11 protein-coding genes, 1 tRNA gene and 1 pseudogene are annotated in these 16,062 nt (G+C 52.9%); 3 read left to right on the top strand and 10 right to left on the bottom strand.

The genetic code is table 11. From position 1 onward, the window contains the following. Positions 1-224: 224 nt before the first annotated feature. Positions 225-409: pseudogene (locus tag R6U67_RS14085) on the bottom strand (hypothetical protein). A 33-nt stretch (positions 410-442) separates the two neighbouring features. Here R6U67_RS14085 and accD point away from each other — a divergent pair. From accD to psbV2, 3 genes are all read left to right on the top strand, one after another. Next, on the top strand, positions 443-1,387 hold the full coding sequence (accD, locus tag R6U67_RS14080) for an acetyl-CoA carboxylase, carboxyltransferase subunit beta (protein WP_410253128.1): 945 nt from the start codon (positions 443-445) through the stop codon (positions 1,385-1,387). 137 nt (positions 1,388-1,524) lie between these two features. Beyond that, positions 1,525-2,016, top strand: coding sequence for a photosystem II cytochrome c-550 (gene psbV, locus R6U67_RS14075; RefSeq protein ID WP_410253127.1), 492 nt, complete (start codon positions 1,525-1,527; stop codon positions 2,014-2,016). Between the two features lie 106 nt (positions 2,017-2,122). Next, positions 2,123-2,641 carry a photosystem II cytochrome PsbV2 gene (psbV2, locus tag R6U67_RS14070; protein WP_410253125.1) on the top strand — a complete coding sequence of 173 codons (519 nt, stop codon included), beginning with the start codon at positions 2,123-2,125 and terminating at the stop codon, positions 2,639-2,641. A gap of 31 nt (positions 2,642-2,672) precedes the next feature. Here the strand turns inward: psbV2 and R6U67_RS14065 are convergent, their stop codons facing one another. From R6U67_RS14065 to R6U67_RS14025, 9 genes are all read right to left on the bottom strand, one after another. Continuing rightward, positions 2,673-4,895 (bottom strand): GumC family protein, encoded by a 2,223-nt coding sequence (locus tag R6U67_RS14065; RefSeq protein WP_410253124.1) that lies wholly within the window; start codon positions 4,893-4,895, stop codon positions 2,673-2,675. 140 nt (positions 4,896-5,035) lie between these two features. Beyond that, a complete protein-coding gene (locus R6U67_RS14060) occupies positions 5,036-6,736 on the bottom strand; it encodes an SLBB domain-containing protein (RefSeq protein WP_410253123.1) in 1,701 nt (566 codons plus the stop codon). Between the two features lie 72 nt (positions 6,737-6,808). After that, complete coding sequence (locus R6U67_RS14055) at positions 6,809-7,612, bottom strand: cyanoexosortase B system-associated protein (RefSeq protein ID WP_410253122.1); 804 nt, start codon at positions 7,610-7,612, stop codon at positions 6,809-6,811. Between the two features lie 150 nt (positions 7,613-7,762). Beyond that, positions 7,763-7,844: transfer RNA gene (locus R6U67_RS14050), tRNA-Leu, on the bottom strand. Next, a complete protein-coding gene (locus R6U67_RS14045) occupies positions 7,823-8,698 on the bottom strand; it encodes a M48 family metallopeptidase (protein ID WP_410253121.1) in 876 nt (291 codons plus the stop codon). The genes R6U67_RS14050 and R6U67_RS14045 overlap by 22 nt, the downstream gene beginning before the upstream one ends. Positions 8,699-8,963: 265 nt before the next feature. After that, entirely contained in the window at positions 8,964-10,292 is a 1,329-nt protein-coding gene (gene murA, locus R6U67_RS14040) for a UDP-N-acetylglucosamine 1-carboxyvinyltransferase (protein ID WP_410253120.1), read from the bottom strand. A 400-nt stretch (positions 10,293-10,692) separates the two neighbouring features. Continuing rightward, positions 10,693-12,960, bottom strand: a complete 2,268-nt coding sequence (locus tag R6U67_RS14035) for a putative bifunctional diguanylate cyclase/phosphodiesterase (protein WP_410253119.1) — start codon at positions 12,958-12,960, stop codon at positions 10,693-10,695. An 864-nt stretch (positions 12,961-13,824) separates the two neighbouring features. Next, on the bottom strand, positions 13,825-14,403 hold the full coding sequence (locus tag R6U67_RS14030; RefSeq protein WP_410253118.1) for a hypothetical protein: 579 nt from the start codon (positions 14,401-14,403) through the stop codon (positions 13,825-13,827). Between the two features lie 683 nt (positions 14,404-15,086). Beyond that, positions 15,087-15,665, bottom strand: coding sequence for a hypothetical protein (locus tag R6U67_RS14025; protein ID WP_410253117.1), 579 nt, complete (start codon positions 15,663-15,665; stop codon positions 15,087-15,089). Between the last annotated feature and the right edge of the window lie 397 nt (positions 15,666-16,062).

The raw sequence follows: 16,062 nt of genomic DNA, 5'->3' as shown, positions 1-16,062 counted from the left end.
CACGGGGGCTTCGTGCCCTCCCCTTCAGGTAGCTGACCAGCTTAAGCCTTAACTGGCTACGTGAGCGAGCAAGAGTTAAAGTTCCTACCCGGGAATGCGTGCTAGTTCCCGGCTCTAGAATCGAATCGTTAAACAGTCCTAAGGGGTTAAGACAGTGCGATTTGGAAAGTACCGACTCTGAACATTAGCGTTCGCGCAGCGTGCGCGTTAGCGCATAGCAAACATTACCCCGCAAGGGAGTCGGAGCCAACCATAGCTCCATGGAGGGGCAACCATACCCCTCCACCCCGCAAGGGGGTGCTGGCGGCTAAAGCCGCTTGAGTCGGTTTTCCTCTCCGCGATAAATCACGGAGCTTCCAACCCTCCCAGGAGTTTTACGTGACCGGCTCTGTCTGTAATTTGACCTCAGCCGCGAGATTGCTTTTAAAAATCCCAGAACTTCATGTCTCTATTTGATTGGTTTGCCGACCGACGTAAGTTAAATTCCATCGGTCAGAAGCAGCAAGAACGAGAAATCGCCGAGGGGCTTTGGACAAAGTGTGAGTCCTGTGGCGTCTTGACCTATAGTAAAGACTTAGCCGCAAACCACATGGTTTGTCCAGAATGCGGCCATCATCGTCGCATTTTTAGCGACGATCGCATTCAACACCTAATCGACCGGGAGACGTGGCAACGCCTCAATAGCCACTTACGTCCGACTGACCCCTTAGGATTTTGCGATCGCAAAGCCTACCGCGATCGCCTCAGCGATTACCAAAACAAAACCCAACTCAATGATGCCATCCAAACGGGGTTTGGAGACCTCGATGGCTTACCCGTAGCCCTCGGGGTCATGGACTTTCGCTTCATGGGAGGCAGTATGGGATCCGTGGTGGGAGAAACCCTCACCCGTCTAATTGAAGAAGGAACCGCCGATCGCCGCCCCGTGATTATCGTCTGCGCCTCGGGGGGAGCGCGGATGCAAGAAGGGATGTTGAGCCTCATGCAGATGGCGAAAATTTCCGGGGCCTTGCAACGCCATCGTCAAGCCCAATTGCTTTATATCCCCATCTTGACGCATCCCACCACCGGCGGCGTGACGGCCAGTTTTGCCATGTTAGGTGATATTATCCTGGCTGAACCGAAAGCAACCATCGGTTTTGCGGGACGGCGGGTGATTGAGCAAACCCTACGCCAGAAACTCCCCGACGACTTTCAATCGGCCGAAGATTTGCTCAAACATGGATTTGTCGATGCCATTGTGCCACGGCCCCAACTCAAAGGGCTGTTGGCCCAATTGATTCGTTTGCATCATCCGTCGCCCCAACGGGAGCATCATCGAGTTCCTCGTCATCTGACGAGTGATGCCATGGCCCTAGACGTTTCCGGGTCAAATGAGTCAACTTAGCGCTCTAAAGATAACAAATCCTTAAACCACCTGCTCTAACGTCCCCAGACTCTGGCATGATATGTGTACTGACAAGAGATTTAAGCTTGTCCCACATTCAAGCTTTGCTGAACATCAATAACGTTTAGAGGAAAACAATGCTAAAAAGATTCTTTTGGCTTGCGATCGCCACGGTCGTCTTAGTTTGGAACCTTGGCAACAACAGCGCCATGGCGTTGCAACTTGATGCCGAAACCCGCACGGTCCCCTTGAATGAACAAGGGGAAACCACCACCTTGTCCATCGAACAAGCCACCCGAGGAAAACGCCTATTTGGGGATATTTGCGCCCAGTGCCACCCCGTTGGCCTGACCAAGACCAACCCCAACGTCAACCTAAGTTCCGAAAGTTTATCCCTAGCCACACCCCGCCGGGATAATGTTGAAGCTTTGGTGGATTATATGAAAAACCCCACCACCTTTGATGGTGAGTTTGACATTTCTGAACTGCATCCGGCGACCTCGAGTGCAGATATTTTCCCTGAGATGAGAAATTTAACAGACGACGATTTGTTTAACATTGCTGGGCATATTCTGATTCAGCCCAAACTGCGTGGAACCCAATGGGGTGGTGGTAAGGTTTACAACTAAGCCCCGATTTGCACCCTGACAGGGTTGAGAGAACCGGGCGATCTGCCAATGCGATCGCCGGTTTTTTTGATTCTGCCCTTTTTGCCGTTTTTACCGAAAGACAATCATGGCTTTTTACCCAATAGCTACTGCGGGAACCTGGCTCAAACGAACCCTGACCGCAATGGCCGCGATCGCCCTCATGCTACTGAGTGCCACGCCCGCCCTAGCCGATGGCATTAACGCCGATGTTAAGCGTTATCTCACCCCCGATGGCCCCGCCGAGGTCAAATTGGACGCTCAAGGCAACAGCGCCCAGTATAGCGGCGAAGCCCTAACCCGAGGCCGAGATATCTTCATGGAAAACTGTGCCTACTGTCATGCCAACGGCTTAACGCTGCCCCTGCCGCAAATCTCCTTAACTCTGGCCGATCTCGCCGGGGCCACCCCGCCACGGGACAATATCGACAGTTTTGTCACCTATTTACGGGAACCCATGACCTACGACGGCTCAGAACCGAGTTACTGGTGCCGCGAAGTCCCTGAAAGCTGGCTAGCTCGCCCTGAACTCGAAGAACTCGCCGCCTTTACCCTCAGCGCAGCCGAGAAAGTTCCCGGCTGGGGAAGCGTCCCCTCCAACCGCTAACTCCAACTCAACTAAGATCTCGATTAGCGGATTATGATCGGCGTCGAGGCGGAGTCGGAGTCTCAACCGTGGCTTCGGGGTGTTCGACGTACGAATTGTTGGCATAGGGATCGTAGAGGGCCGCCCCATACTCTAATTCAGAGGAGGTTGAAGGCTCCTCGGGTTCCTCATAAGGAATCTCGACCGTGATTTCCGCCCCATTCACCACCGCTCCGAGAACCCGGACTCGGTCTTCAGCCTCTTCTAGCATTTCGGCATATTCATTGAGCAAGCCCCCCTGAGTGATACCGGGACGGGCCACCAGTAGCAGACCATCCGTAAAGGGTTCAAGGGTGAGGGTATCATCGCAGCGACTCAAGGAGGGGGAATCGACCACCACCAGGTCAAAACGCGCCCGGGCCTGCATCAATAGTTGTCGTAGCTCACTCGATTCAATAATCGCCGGTACATTGCGTTGGGGACCCGGACTCGGGACCACATAGAAATTGGGGACATCTGGCACTAGATGAGCATTCTGATTGAGGCTGTCGTAGTGACGCAGAGGTTCCGTTAACCGTTGGGGATCGAGGGCAAGTTTCAAGACATTGGCCCGAGAGGGCGATCGCACATCGGCTTCAACCAAGAGCGTGCGCTTCCCTGAACGGGCCGCTGCGATGGCCAAATTATAAGCCGTCAAGGACTTACCCTCCCCGGCTGCAAAACTGGTCACCAAAACAATACGCGGCGGCGTTCCTTCGAGTCGTTGTAAATTGCTGCGGACTCGCTCGTAATACTCCAAATAGGGAGAATGAGCCGACATCAGCAGGGGAAAGAAATCTTCCTCAACAGGTTCCAAGGACTCGATCTGAGGAATCGTACCCAAGACCGTTAAATCCCGACCTTCCAACGCCCCTTGGACTTCCTCCATCGTATAGAAGCGTCCTTCGAGAGCCGACAAACCAAAAATTAACACCGCCCCGGCGGCCAGTCCAGCACCACCACCAATCAGGACCAACATAAAGATATTCGCCGCCTCCTCCCGTTGTTCTTGCACCCGAGGTTCTTGGGCAATACTGAGGTTACTGACGGTTTCAGTGCGTGCTGACTCGGCATCAATCAAGCGAGCTTGCAACTGATTAAACAGAGACTTATGAATCGCCACAACTTGGCTGAGTCGTTCCCGTTCCAACTCTAAATTGGGGAGATTTTGGTACTCACTCCGTAACTCAGTTTCAGCCTGCTCAGAGCGGGCCAAATTCTGCACCAACGTCTCTCGTTGAGTTTGTAACCCTACCAACTGATTCGCCATTTCCTGACGAACCGGGTCGAGGCTACTTTCGGTTCGAACCCGTCGGCTGTCATAAAACGGAGTCCCAATTCCATCACCACCAATCACCTCCCGCGCGCGGTTTTCGAGCAAACGTTCGAGTCCCGATAACTGGCGGCGCAACTCGACGACTTCCGGGTGATCTGGGCGTAGGGTTTGGCTTAAAAGTGCTTGCTGGCTTTCAATTTGGTGAATCTGTCCCCGCAGATTATTAACAATGGGATCACGACTGAGGGCTGAAGAGGTATAGGCTTCATCAACGGTCAACCCCAAACGCGCTTCGAGACTCTGCATTTGGGTCGTCACTTCCTCAATTTGTCGTTGCAGTTGTTCCTGCTGGTTCTCGGCACCGCGAATATTGTTGACCAAAACACCATCGCGACCCAAAATCAGGGCCGCCCCTTCAACGCGGTCAAACTGGACGAGACGATCTTCGGCTTCTCGTAAATCTGCTTCAACTTCAGGAATGCGCTCGTTGAGAGCAGCAATCAGGACATCGAGTCTTGATGTGTTCAGCCTTAGGCTTTTCTCAACGGCCGACTCCATCAGCAACTGCACGACCTCTTCGGCTCGCTCGGGTGTTGAATCGGTATAGGAAAATTTATATAACTTTGGCCCATTCCCTCCCGGAGTTTGCAGTTGAGCAGATTTAACCTTGCGAGGTGGGATACCGACCTGTTGTGAGATCTGCTCAGCCACCTGGTCATCAATCAGAAAGTCCCGATTTAGAGCCTGTAACCCTTGCTCTTGAATGTTCGGCCCGGTTTGTGAGACGGTCACCGGTTCCTCATTCAGACTCATCACACCTGAAGCGTTGTAACTTGGCGGGGGCGGTTCTTCTAAACCCAAGAGTCCGGACACGCCGACAGCAAGGGCAAAGACGGCAAATCCGGCAAATTTATATTTGCCGAAGGCAATGATGTACCGTTTGACGATTGAAGGGGCCACAGTTAATTTACCTAGTTGAGTCCTATTTATAGTTTAAAGGCTACAGACACGATCAAAAACTCGATCGCTTGGTCGCCCCGTCTGTGAGCGAGCGGGGAGTCGTCAATTAGACGCGAGACGGTTAAATCAGAGTCAGAGCCTTAGTTTTGATTATCTGTTTCACCATCGGGGCCAAACAGGTTATCAGCACTGTTAGAAAGTTGGTCAAAGAATAAGAGAAACCCCAAGACATCTCGGAAGGGTTGGGTGAAGGTATTGAGGAAGTTCCCGAGTTGGGCAACAAGGTTCCGTCCGACGACGATCACATCGCGATCTTGGAGCAGGGGATTTTCCTCCATATTACCCATGATGGCTTCTCGCACGTTGTAATGTTGTGTAACGGGTTCGCCGGCTTCTTCATCAAAGCGAATTAAGGCGACTCGACCTAAGCGAGCGGTATTGAGGGGAACTCCGGCCACGGCATCGGCTAGGCGACTTCCTGCGGGTAGATCTTGTCGTCCGGCGGAGTTCCCGGGGCGACTGATTAACCGCACGACAATGCGCTGTTGGGAGAGACTGGTGCGGGTCATCAGTTCAATGTCGTAATCCTCTCGGTCTTCGGGGCGAATTTCGGGGACGATAATCACGTCGCCATCTTCGAGACCGAGTTGGGGTAAGGGCCGTCCTTCGAGCAGGGGGGTAAACAGATCCAGTTCTCGTTCGATCGCCGTCCCATCAGGAAGGCGACGACGGACGAGGATACGTCGGAGGTCAGCGGTAGTTTTGGTTCCTTGGGCGGCGACGAGGGCGCCGTCAACCTCGGGAGCGGGACGGGAGGAAAAGTCATAGAAGCCGGGACGGACGACTTCGCCGGTGATGGTGATGGCGATGGGTTGGGCGGCGGTGGAGACGAGGGCGGTTCGTTGCAGGATGTCGCGATCGTAGTTGGAGTCAAATTCTCGGGGTCGGGTGGGAACCCGAATCACATCTCCATCCCGTAACCGCACGTCGGGAATGGCTTGGCCGAGAATGAGGGGAGTATGGAGGTCAAAGGTTTGAGTGATCTGTTCTCCGTTCGGAAACCGTCGCTCTACGGTGACTTGTCGCAAGTCCGCATCCATGGTGACGCCACCGGCGGTGAGGAGGGCTTGAACCAGAGGCGAGTTGGGGGTAATGGGAAAGAATCCGGGACTTGCTACTTCACCGGTGACGGTGATCTGAGATTGTCGTGGCTGGGCCAGAACAACTTGAACTTCGGGGTTGACCACGAATTTGTTGAGGGAGTCTTCGAGGAAGTTGGCCGCTTCTTCAACGGTGAGACCTTGTAGATTGATGGTTCCGAGGAGGGGAACGAAGATCGTTCCTTGGAAGGAGAGTTGAGCGGTGGTACTGAGGTCTTGAAAGGGGGGTTGAACAACGATGGAAATTCCGTCGCCGATGTCGAGGCGGTATTCTTCCCAGTCCACGCTATCGAGGGGAATGTCCTCGGGCTGAGGTCGGCGAGGATCTTGAAGGATGGCCGGGGGAAGTTGTTGGGAGGTGGGGAGTTGGTCGAGGCGATCGCGTAACCAGGTTTCTAAATAGTCCATGGTTTCGCGGTGTTGCACTTCTCCCTGGCTCTCAAGTTGCTGCCATTGGCGTGAGGGCCGACCTTGGGGAATGCTGGGGTCTAGGATGCGTTGCTCGCCTTCGTTTTCAGGAACCCGATCGCGTTCGGGAATTTCCTCGCGTTCGGGAATTTCCTCGCTTTGGGCGATCGCCTTGGCCATGGGCAACACTTGAATGGCGAGGAGAACGGCACCTGAGACGACGGCGGTGCGACAACGCCAGGAGGGTAGGGAGAGGAAGTGGGACTGGGTCATGGCGAATCTCGGGCTTCGAGAGGGCATGGCGGGGCAGACGATGCGGATACCCTGGAATCGTGGTGGACAGCGTTATTGAGGGCTGGCGTCAGAGCTGAAGCCTTGTTCGATAAGGGCCTGATGAACCTGTTGGGCAAGGGCTTTGACGAAGGGGCTAGCCGCTTCGACGGGACTGAGATGCTCGATGGGAATAATCAGAGACACGGCAACCCAGGGAACGCGACGACCTTGTATACGAGCCATGCGATCGCGCCAAAACCAACGCACTAGGCTCGGATTGCCCCCGGTTTCCCAAGCATACCACTGGGCAATGGCAAAGCTGCGCTGTTGAGTCCAGCCCCGGAAGTAGCGGACGTGAACGGTTGTGTCTTGTCCTTGGTTATTGCTGAGGCTGAACTTAAGTTGTTGATGTTGGTCTTCGGTCCAGTTTTGCCCCTGGGCTCGTCCGAGTCCCCGGATATCGAGCCATTCCATTTGCGGTTGGGCAGAGGTCCCGCTTTGGACTCGCTGGGGACTCATGAGGATGGTGGCGCGATCGCAACCTGTGCGGGAACCGCAATCGCTTGGGGGGTCGATGGAGTCGTCTCCGTCCCAGGCTACGGTTTGCATGATCCATTGATTCGGTCCAAGGCGTACGCTCTGACGATCAACAGTCGTCCAATTATCGAGGCTTAATCCCTCTTCGGTGAGCTGTTGTAGTGAGGAAATGGGGGCATCGGGAATGGCGTCAATGGGAGGCTTCCCCTGGAGGTATTTGGGAATCGCCCCCAGGAGGAACAAGATCACGAACAGGGCGATCGCCACTTTGGTAAACCAGGATGAGCGAGATGGCGCTTCTGAGGGGTTGGCCGTTGAAATCGATTTGTCGACAGTCATAATACGTGAGGGTCCTAGGCAGTCCGCAAGGGCGATCGCCCCCCTCTGTTATAGCAGGGTTCCCGCCGGGTGAAATCCCCATTCCCATGCCAATGGGTTCCATGAAAAAGGGCTAGAGGCGATCTGACCCCTAGCCTTGCATTTTTTTGATGGGCAGAGAGAGACTCGAACTCTCACGGCCGAAGCCGCCACATTTTGAGTGTGGTGCGTCTACCAATTTCGCCATCCGCCCGTTGCGTTGGTTTTGTCACTATAGCACCTTTTGCTCGGGTTTAACAAGTCATAATAATTTTGGCTGCTGGCCCAGCGATCAATCTCCCGCGCTCGTAGGACCGGAACCGGATGGCTCAATTGTTCCGTTTGCAGTTGTTTGAGGGCTTCCCCGAGAGCATCATCGCTGATGTCATCATAGGAGCGGGCTTGCTCTAGGAAGGCATCTAAGTTCAACTGTGGCGATAGAGTCGGGGAACCGCCGGCCAGTTTCATCAGTACCGACATGACCGTGCGAGGATTTTGGGTGGCTAACAAGGCGGCGCGATCGCAGCTAAACTCGGCACAACGCAGCCATTCCAACATTTGTGCTTGCAGACTCTGGGCCACGAGCGTTCCCCAATTGGGGACTTGCCCCACGGCTAGAGTAATTAAGTTGGCTAACGTCAAATAGACTCCATGTTCGCATTTGAGATGTCCCAACTCATGGGCAATCACGGCCTGGGTTTCTTCGGGGGTTAACAGTTCAATTAACGAGGTATGCAGCACCACAAAGGCTTGTCGTCCCCGCATGGCAAAGGTGTAAGCATTCGGGACGGGATGTTGGCGGACATACAATTGCGGGGCTTCGACATCCAACACCTTGGCTGCCTCAACCAGTAACTGATGGAGTTCGGGCAGTTGCTGTTCGCTGACTCGCACCCCCGAGGCGATATTTTCCAGATAAAAATACTGTTCTCCCAAAGCCCCCAACAAATTCCGCACCAGTAAATCGACGCCAGGAATCTGTTTTAGGGCAGTGGTGGCCTGTAAATCCAGGGGATGACGGAACTGTTCCGACTTTAGCCCCAGCAAAAGGGTTTTGGGAAAAGACATGATGAGGAGGATGAGAAAAACACTAATCTTTCCTAAGTGTACCTAGTTTGGAGAAGGCAAGAGGCAAGAGGCAATAGGCAATAGTCCATAAAAGGCAAACAGTGAGCCATCGTGGGATGGACTCACTGTTTGGGCGGATTGTTTGGTATCAGTAGTCAGATAAAATAAGACAGTGAGAACAACAGTAACCCTTGTCAAATAACTATTTTACACCTATCAACTGTCCACTCTCAACTGTCTATTTTCAAGATCTCTCCGATGAAGGTTAGGGGGTGCTGTCGTTGCCGACAGCGACTCGTTCGACTTGGGCGCCGAGTTTTTGGAGTTTACCGGCTAGATTTTCGTAGCCGCGATCGAGATGTCGTAACTCCTGAACAATCGTTTTGCCTTCGGCGGCTAACCCGGCTAACACCAGTGCTGCCGAGGCTCGTAAATCCGTGGCCACCACAGGAGCGCCCGAGAGCATGGGAACCCCACGAACCACCGCAATGTTGCCTTTGACTCGAATATCGGCTCCCATCCGCTGCAATTCCGCCACATGACGCAAGCGATTTTCAAAGACCGTTTCCGTAATCACACTACTACCGTTACTTAGAGTCAGTAGCGCCATAAATTGGGCCTGCATATCAGTCGGGAAACCGGGAAAGGGTTGAGTTTCGATATCGACGGCTTCGATCGCCCCTGGGATGACTCGCAAGCGGTCTGGAGAATCCATGACCACCTCAGTACCAGCGCGGCGTAACTTAGCGATGGCGGCGGTTAGATGGTCAGGAATCACCGGGGAGAGGCTAATCTCGGACCGGGTAATGGCTCCAGCAACCAGGAACGTCCCGGCTTCGATGCGATCGGGGACAATACTGTAGTCAGCGGTATGCAGTTGAGAGACACCCTGAATGTAAATGGTTTTGGTTCCTGCGCCTTGGATATTGGCCCCCATCGCGCGACAGAAGTTGGCTAAGTCGATGACTTCGGGTTCTTGGGCTGCATTATCAAGGATGGTTTCCCCATCAGCGAGGGTGGCGGCCATCATCAAGGTTTCCGTGGCCCCGACGCTGGGATAGTCGAGATGGATTTTAGCCCCTTGCAGTCGTTGTCGTCCGCCGGTGATGCAGGCCCGGACAACGCCATGTTGAATTTGTACATCAGCGCCGAGAGCTTGTAAGCCGCGAACATGGAGGTCAACGGGACGAGCGCCGATGGCGCAGCCGCCGGGAAGGGGAACGTTAGCCACCCCTAGACGTGCTAGGAGGGGGCCAATCACGAAGAAACTCGCCCTCAGTTGGCTGACGAGTTCGTAGGGGGCTTGGGATTGACCGATATGGGTGGCATCGATTTCCATCAGATCCCCGTCACGGCGCAGTTTAACCCCTAGGGCGCTGACGATTTGTGCCATACGAGCAATGTCAACCAGTCCGGGGACATTGCGAAGACGGCAGGTTTCGGGACAGAGTAAGGCTCCGGCAATTAGGGCCAGGGCAGCGTTTTTCGCGCCGCTGATGGTCACGTCTCCAGCGAGAGACTGCCGTCCCCAAATATGCAGAACGGACTCGGTCACTTCCGTAGCGGGGGTCAGTTCTAGCGTGTTGGTTGACATAGGGGGATGTGCAGTATCAGTACGATTGGTGTTGGGGTACGGGGAACGGAGTTCCTTAGGGTCAAAAGAACGATTAATGGGTCTGTCCTCCAGAACGACAGTCTCAGCTCAGTAGAGATGAAAGTTTGGTTTTGATTTTATCCAAAACCTAGAACATCACGTTTCAATTCCTCGAATGGGCTTAAGAACGCTTGAAATTTTGCTCTAGGCCAGGAACGATGCACCCTTAGGCGCGATCGCCAAAGGATCACGACCTAAATTTAGGCATTAGCGTTACACGATGTCATTAGGTTTGTCAATCCTATGGCCATGGCTTGACGTTGATATGACAAGGAAAACGACTGGCCACGTCAGATGCAACGATCGGGGATCACCCGAGAGGAAGGAGATACAGCGGGTTTTAACTGGCTAAGGCTTTGGGATCAAACTGTTTGTGTAGGATCTCTTCAGCGGCGTGAGATTCGAGGGGACGGGAGAACCAGTACCCTTGTCCGTAATGACAGCCGAGATCTTGCAGGTATTGCAGTTGCTGTAGATTTTCAATGCCTTCGGCGATGGTTTTAATCTGTAAGTGTTGAGCTAAATTGACGATCGCCTGCACAATGGGAGGCTGGCCATCGCCGTTAAACAACCGCTCGATAAAGGAGCGATCCAATTTCAGGATCTGAATCGGGAAGCGGTGCAGGTAGTTTAGGGAACAATAGCCGGTGCCAAAGTCGTCCAGGCAGAGGACTACGTGCCGCTGTTGGATTTGTTCGAGTAAGCCGATCGCCGTATCGACATCTTCCATCAAGGCGGTTTCAGTGATTTCAAGTTTCAGGGTTTGTCCATCGAGGTGAGTTTCGGCTAAAAGGGTATCGAGTTGCTCAATAAAGGCCGGGGAGAGTTGTTTTCCTGAGAGGTTAATACTCATCGAGAGGCGATCGCAGCCGAGAACCGTCTGTTGCCAATGTTGCAGTTGATAGCCAGCGGTGCGCAACACCCAGGCCCCTAGAGCCTGAATTGAGCCGCTTTCCTCAGAAATGGGGATAAACTCAGAGGGTGAGATGTTACCATACTGAGGATGTCGCCAGCGGACGAGGGCTTCAAATCCTATCACCGTTAAACTCTCTAGGGAGACAATGGGTTGATAGACCACGTTTAACTCATTGCGCTTCATGGCTCCGCGCAGATCCGTTTCAAGTTGCAGCCGTCGCACGGTTTCACTGCGCATGGTGCGATCAAACAGGACATAGCCAGCATCGGGTTTCTGCTTTTTCGCCCGATAGAGGGCGATATCGGCATCTTGTAATAAATCTTGAGGTTGTTGATGGCTGGGATCTCCCGGCGCGATGCCAATACTGACTTGGGTAAAGATACGATGATTTTCGACGTGCAAGGGATCTTGGAGACACTGTTGTAAACGCTTCGCCAGTTCAATGGCTTCCTCAAGATCCCGGATATTTTCCATCAAGATGGTAAATTCGTCCCCACCGAGTCGGGCCAAAGCATCACCCGGACGTAAACAGAGTTCAAGTCGTTGGGCGATTTCCAACAGCAGGCGATCGCCCACCACATGACCCAGACTATCATTAACCCCTTTAAAATTATCTAAGTCCAGGAATAACAGTGCAAAACGATACTCCTGGTGACGGCGCGATCGCCGCAAACTGCGTTCAAGTTGTGAGAGAAACCAGCCCCGATTCCATAATCCCGTCAATTCATCATGGGAGGCGTTATAGCGCAGTCGTTGTTCGGTTCGTTTGCGTTCCGTGATATCCACCACAGAGCCTTCATAGTAAAGCAGAACGCCATGATCATTGCGCACCGCACGGACATCTTCAGAAATCCACACCACTGAACCATCGCGGCGATAGACTTCCGCCTCAAAGCCTGAGACCACTTTTTGAGTTTGTAACAGTCGTAGCAGTTTTGCGCGACGACTCGAATCAACATAGAGTTGGCGATCAATGTTATCGAGTGTACGAATCAAATGCTCCGGGGAATCATAGCCCAAAATCGTCGCCAAGGCAGGATTCGCACTGAGGTAATAGCCCTCTGGAGAGATTTGAAAAATTCCCTCAATAGCGTTCTCAAAAATGCTGCGATATTTCGCTTCGGCCGTGGCCAGGGCTTGTATGGTGCGCTGGCGATCGGTAATATCATTGCCAATGCCCACAATAAATTCACAGCGACCCTGGGGCCATTGACGTACCGAACGACCATGCCAAGCCACCCACAACACCCGTCCATCTCGTGTGACGAGAGAGGTTTCGCTATGCGTCATCCCTTGGACATGAATCAGACGGTGCAAAATCTCTCGGACTCGTGGCTGATCCTGAGGGGGAACAAACGTCGACAGATAATCTCGCCCGAGGACTTCATCTCGGGAATACCCCAAAGCGGTCAGCATCGCTTCATTCATACGCAGCACCTCTCCCTCGGGAGAAATCGCCACAACAAAAGCCGGATTGGCTTCAATCAGAGTGTGATTAAACAGGCGTTCGCGATTGAGGGCAAATTCGACCGCCGTGCGATCGCCGCGTGGGTAACGCACTCGTCGATACAGGCGGCGTAGAAACAGTAGAACGCTCGTCAGCAAAATCGTCGTCGTCAGTACACCCATTAATGCTGTTAACGTCGGAGGTAGCCAGGATTCTAACTCAAGTTGACTCCATTGAGATGCCATGAATCCCTGTGAGTCAGATCGATAGTTTGGCAAGAGTTTCTGTCCTCGCCAAATCCCTAGGATCAGGGGAATCGCAATCATGGCCACTCTGGCCATAACAAGCCCAAAACGATCTCGGTTATAGTCTTCGGCTGTCATACGGCTCCCATCCAATCCATTACCCGTCCCATCGATCTGTGTTCGGTTCCCTATCGGCAGTCTCACTCCTAGGGTAGAACGGGGCAGACGGGTTTGAATGTTGTTTGAGACACAAAAGTCTGCAACCGAATCAGGGTAGTCTCAAGGGTCTGGCTTAACTGGTCGGGAACAGCCATCAATCGTCCAAATCGACCTAGGGATTGGTCTCACCGAAGGGTCACCCTTGCAAGCCAGTTAGGAGTGGGATTTTCCGTAGTGTATCACCATTACTTGAAAAACGATTGGGGGGAATGTCCCTCCATTGTTGACGACTCCTCGCGAATCACGCGACGGGGATTCCCCGGAGGGATTACCATCGTCTTTTGGGGGTGAAAGCCTCGCCCTTCCAGGGCGACTTTTACCAGGATCTGGCACTAACAAGAAAGAGTTTAGCCAATTCCGCGAGAATCCCCGCACGGTCAAACGAGGTGAGGACAAGGCGATGTTTTCAGTGTCGGGATGAACGCGGCCGTGACCTGTGATAGAATTCAGGCCACCTTACATCGAAAGTGTAGGCGAAAACCAAGCCAGATATACACAAGCATTGCTTTATTTCCATGTCATTGACCGGCGGGACGCAGGCTCAAGCTAATCGCCAGAAGGTAAGACTCGTTACTCCGAGGAGTCGAAAGCACTTCTTTGGGTAGGAAGCCGACACTGTCATCTTTGATGAGCGTGATCGGTCGTTCACGCCAAGGGAACCGCTGAGAATCCCTGATCCTGGCCCACTTCCAAGAAATGGGCGACGGGGGTGGTAAATTCTCCAACGGCCAAGGCATCTAAGGCTTCAGGATTGCGAACCAGATAGGCGAGATCACTGTAAGCCGGATTGGGCGATCGCCAATCAAATTGCCCATGATTGATAAAATGGCTGACAGCGGATTCCACCCACCCCTCAGCCACTCCCGCCGCCACATCGGGGTTACTGGCTAGGTAGAAGGCGGTATCAAAGAACCCATTGGGATTGCGACCCTCATATTGTCCATGACGTTGGAAATGGGTGAGGGGATCAGCCATCCCTCCGTTTGCTATCTCATTGGCCACATCGGGGTTACTGGCCAGGTAGAAGTCTGCATCAAAGAACTCCTCAAATTGCATTCCTGTCACGGGATCTCGCTTGATTAAGGCTAAAGTTCCCCCCTCATCGAGTCTTATGGGGCCATTCTCCGGCAAATCCTGTTCCAGACTAATCAGGCGGGATGGCTCAGCTTCCGCATCTGGATTAGTGTTAACCCTAAAGGTATAGCCTTCAGGAGTCTTAATCATTAGAGTTGTCAAATTCCTGGGTTCAGATAGTAGTAACTCTATCCCCAGACTCTCCCAGGTCTCTTTGTCCGGCTGAACACCACTTAAGACGTTTCCCTCGGGGTTATAGATGAAAAGGTTTAAGCGATCGAGGCGGTCTGTGGTGACAGGGTATGAGTGTATCTCGTCTAAGTCCGTGTCCTCTAGTTCACGTACGTTAACCCCGTTGATTACGTTAACCCCGTTGATATAGTGTCTCGGAATGCCCGTAAAGTCGTCGAAGTGGTCTTGTGGATACTCTCTAACGGTAAATGACTCGGTAATAGGAGGATAACTGACCTCACCTTGGGCAAAATAACCCTCATCGCCCCGCCAGATAATTCGATAAGACCCCCCGCGTATCGTGATCTCAACTCTTCTTTCAATGGGTGTTGGGTCTGTAATCGGTTCTCCGAAATCTGGATCGGGAGATCGGTTAATGCCGGAGTTACCGATTGATGATTCTTGGTCTTTGGGAGTTTTCGCCGCTTCTATTACTTCAGGATCTATAGACATCGAACCGCCCCCCTAAACTCTCAGGTCGTGCAAGTTGAGCCATTGAACGCACCCCAACTCTACGTAGTTTTACTGACTATTATGACCTGAGATTTTAGATTGTCAAGACGGATAAATCGCTCAGGCTGTGGCGAGGCCTCGGCGAGAAATTAGGCCAAAGGAACCGCTGAGAATCCCTGATCCTGGCCCACCTCTAAGAAATGAGCGACAGGGGTGGTAAACTCCCCGGAGGCCAAGGCATCTAAGGCTTCAGGATTGCGAACCAGATAGGCGAGATCACTGTAGGCTGGATTGGGCGATCGCCAGTCAAATTGCCCATGATCGATAAAATGGCTGACAGCAGATTCTACCGAACCTTCGGCCACTCCCGCCGCCACATCCGGGTTACTCGCCAGATAGAAGGCGGTATCAAAGAGGGCGTTAGGATTACGACCCTCATATTGCCCATGGCGTTGAAAATGGGTGAGGGGATCAGAAACCTCTCCGTTCGCTATCTCATCAGCCACATCAGGGTTACTGGCCAGATAGAAGTCTGCATCAAAGAACTCCTCGAGTTCCATTCCCGTCAGGGGATCTCGCTTGATTAAGACCAAACTGCCCCCCTCATCGAGTCTTATGGGGCCATTCTCCGGCAAATCCTGTTCCAGACTAATCAGACGTGATGTTCGAGCTTGAGCATCGCGATCAGTGTGAACCCTAAAGGTATAGCCTTCAGGAGTCTTGATCATGATATCTGTTAAACCAGTGATCGAAGTTCCACTTGCGAAATCCTCGATTGAACCGCTCGGTATATGCCATCTCCGTTCTACACCGAGAGTTTCTCCGGCCTCTTTGGGCGGCTGAACAGCACTTAAGACTTGTCCATCAGGGTTATAGATACCTAGGGTTAAGCTGCCTAGCTGGCTTTCTTCAATAAAGTTTGATCGGTTGTCTCGATCCGACCACTCACTCAATGTCAACGATTCCGACCTGGCGGAGTAACTGACCTCACCCTGGGCGAAATAACCCCCATCACCCCGCCAGACAATTCGATAGGAACCGGCTGGGATTTCGCGGTTCCCCAGGCTAACAACTGTCCGTTCCCCCCATGTCACACCGGGTAGATTTCTTAGATTAGTTCGTTCC

The sequence above is a fragment of the Sodalinema sp. genome, assembly GCF_046483825.1.
Lineage (GTDB): Bacteria > Cyanobacteriota > Cyanobacteriia > Cyanobacteriales > Geitlerinemataceae > Sodalinema.
Note: the sequence above shows the minus strand (reverse complement) of the source record. Positions and strands in the feature narration are given on the sequence as shown.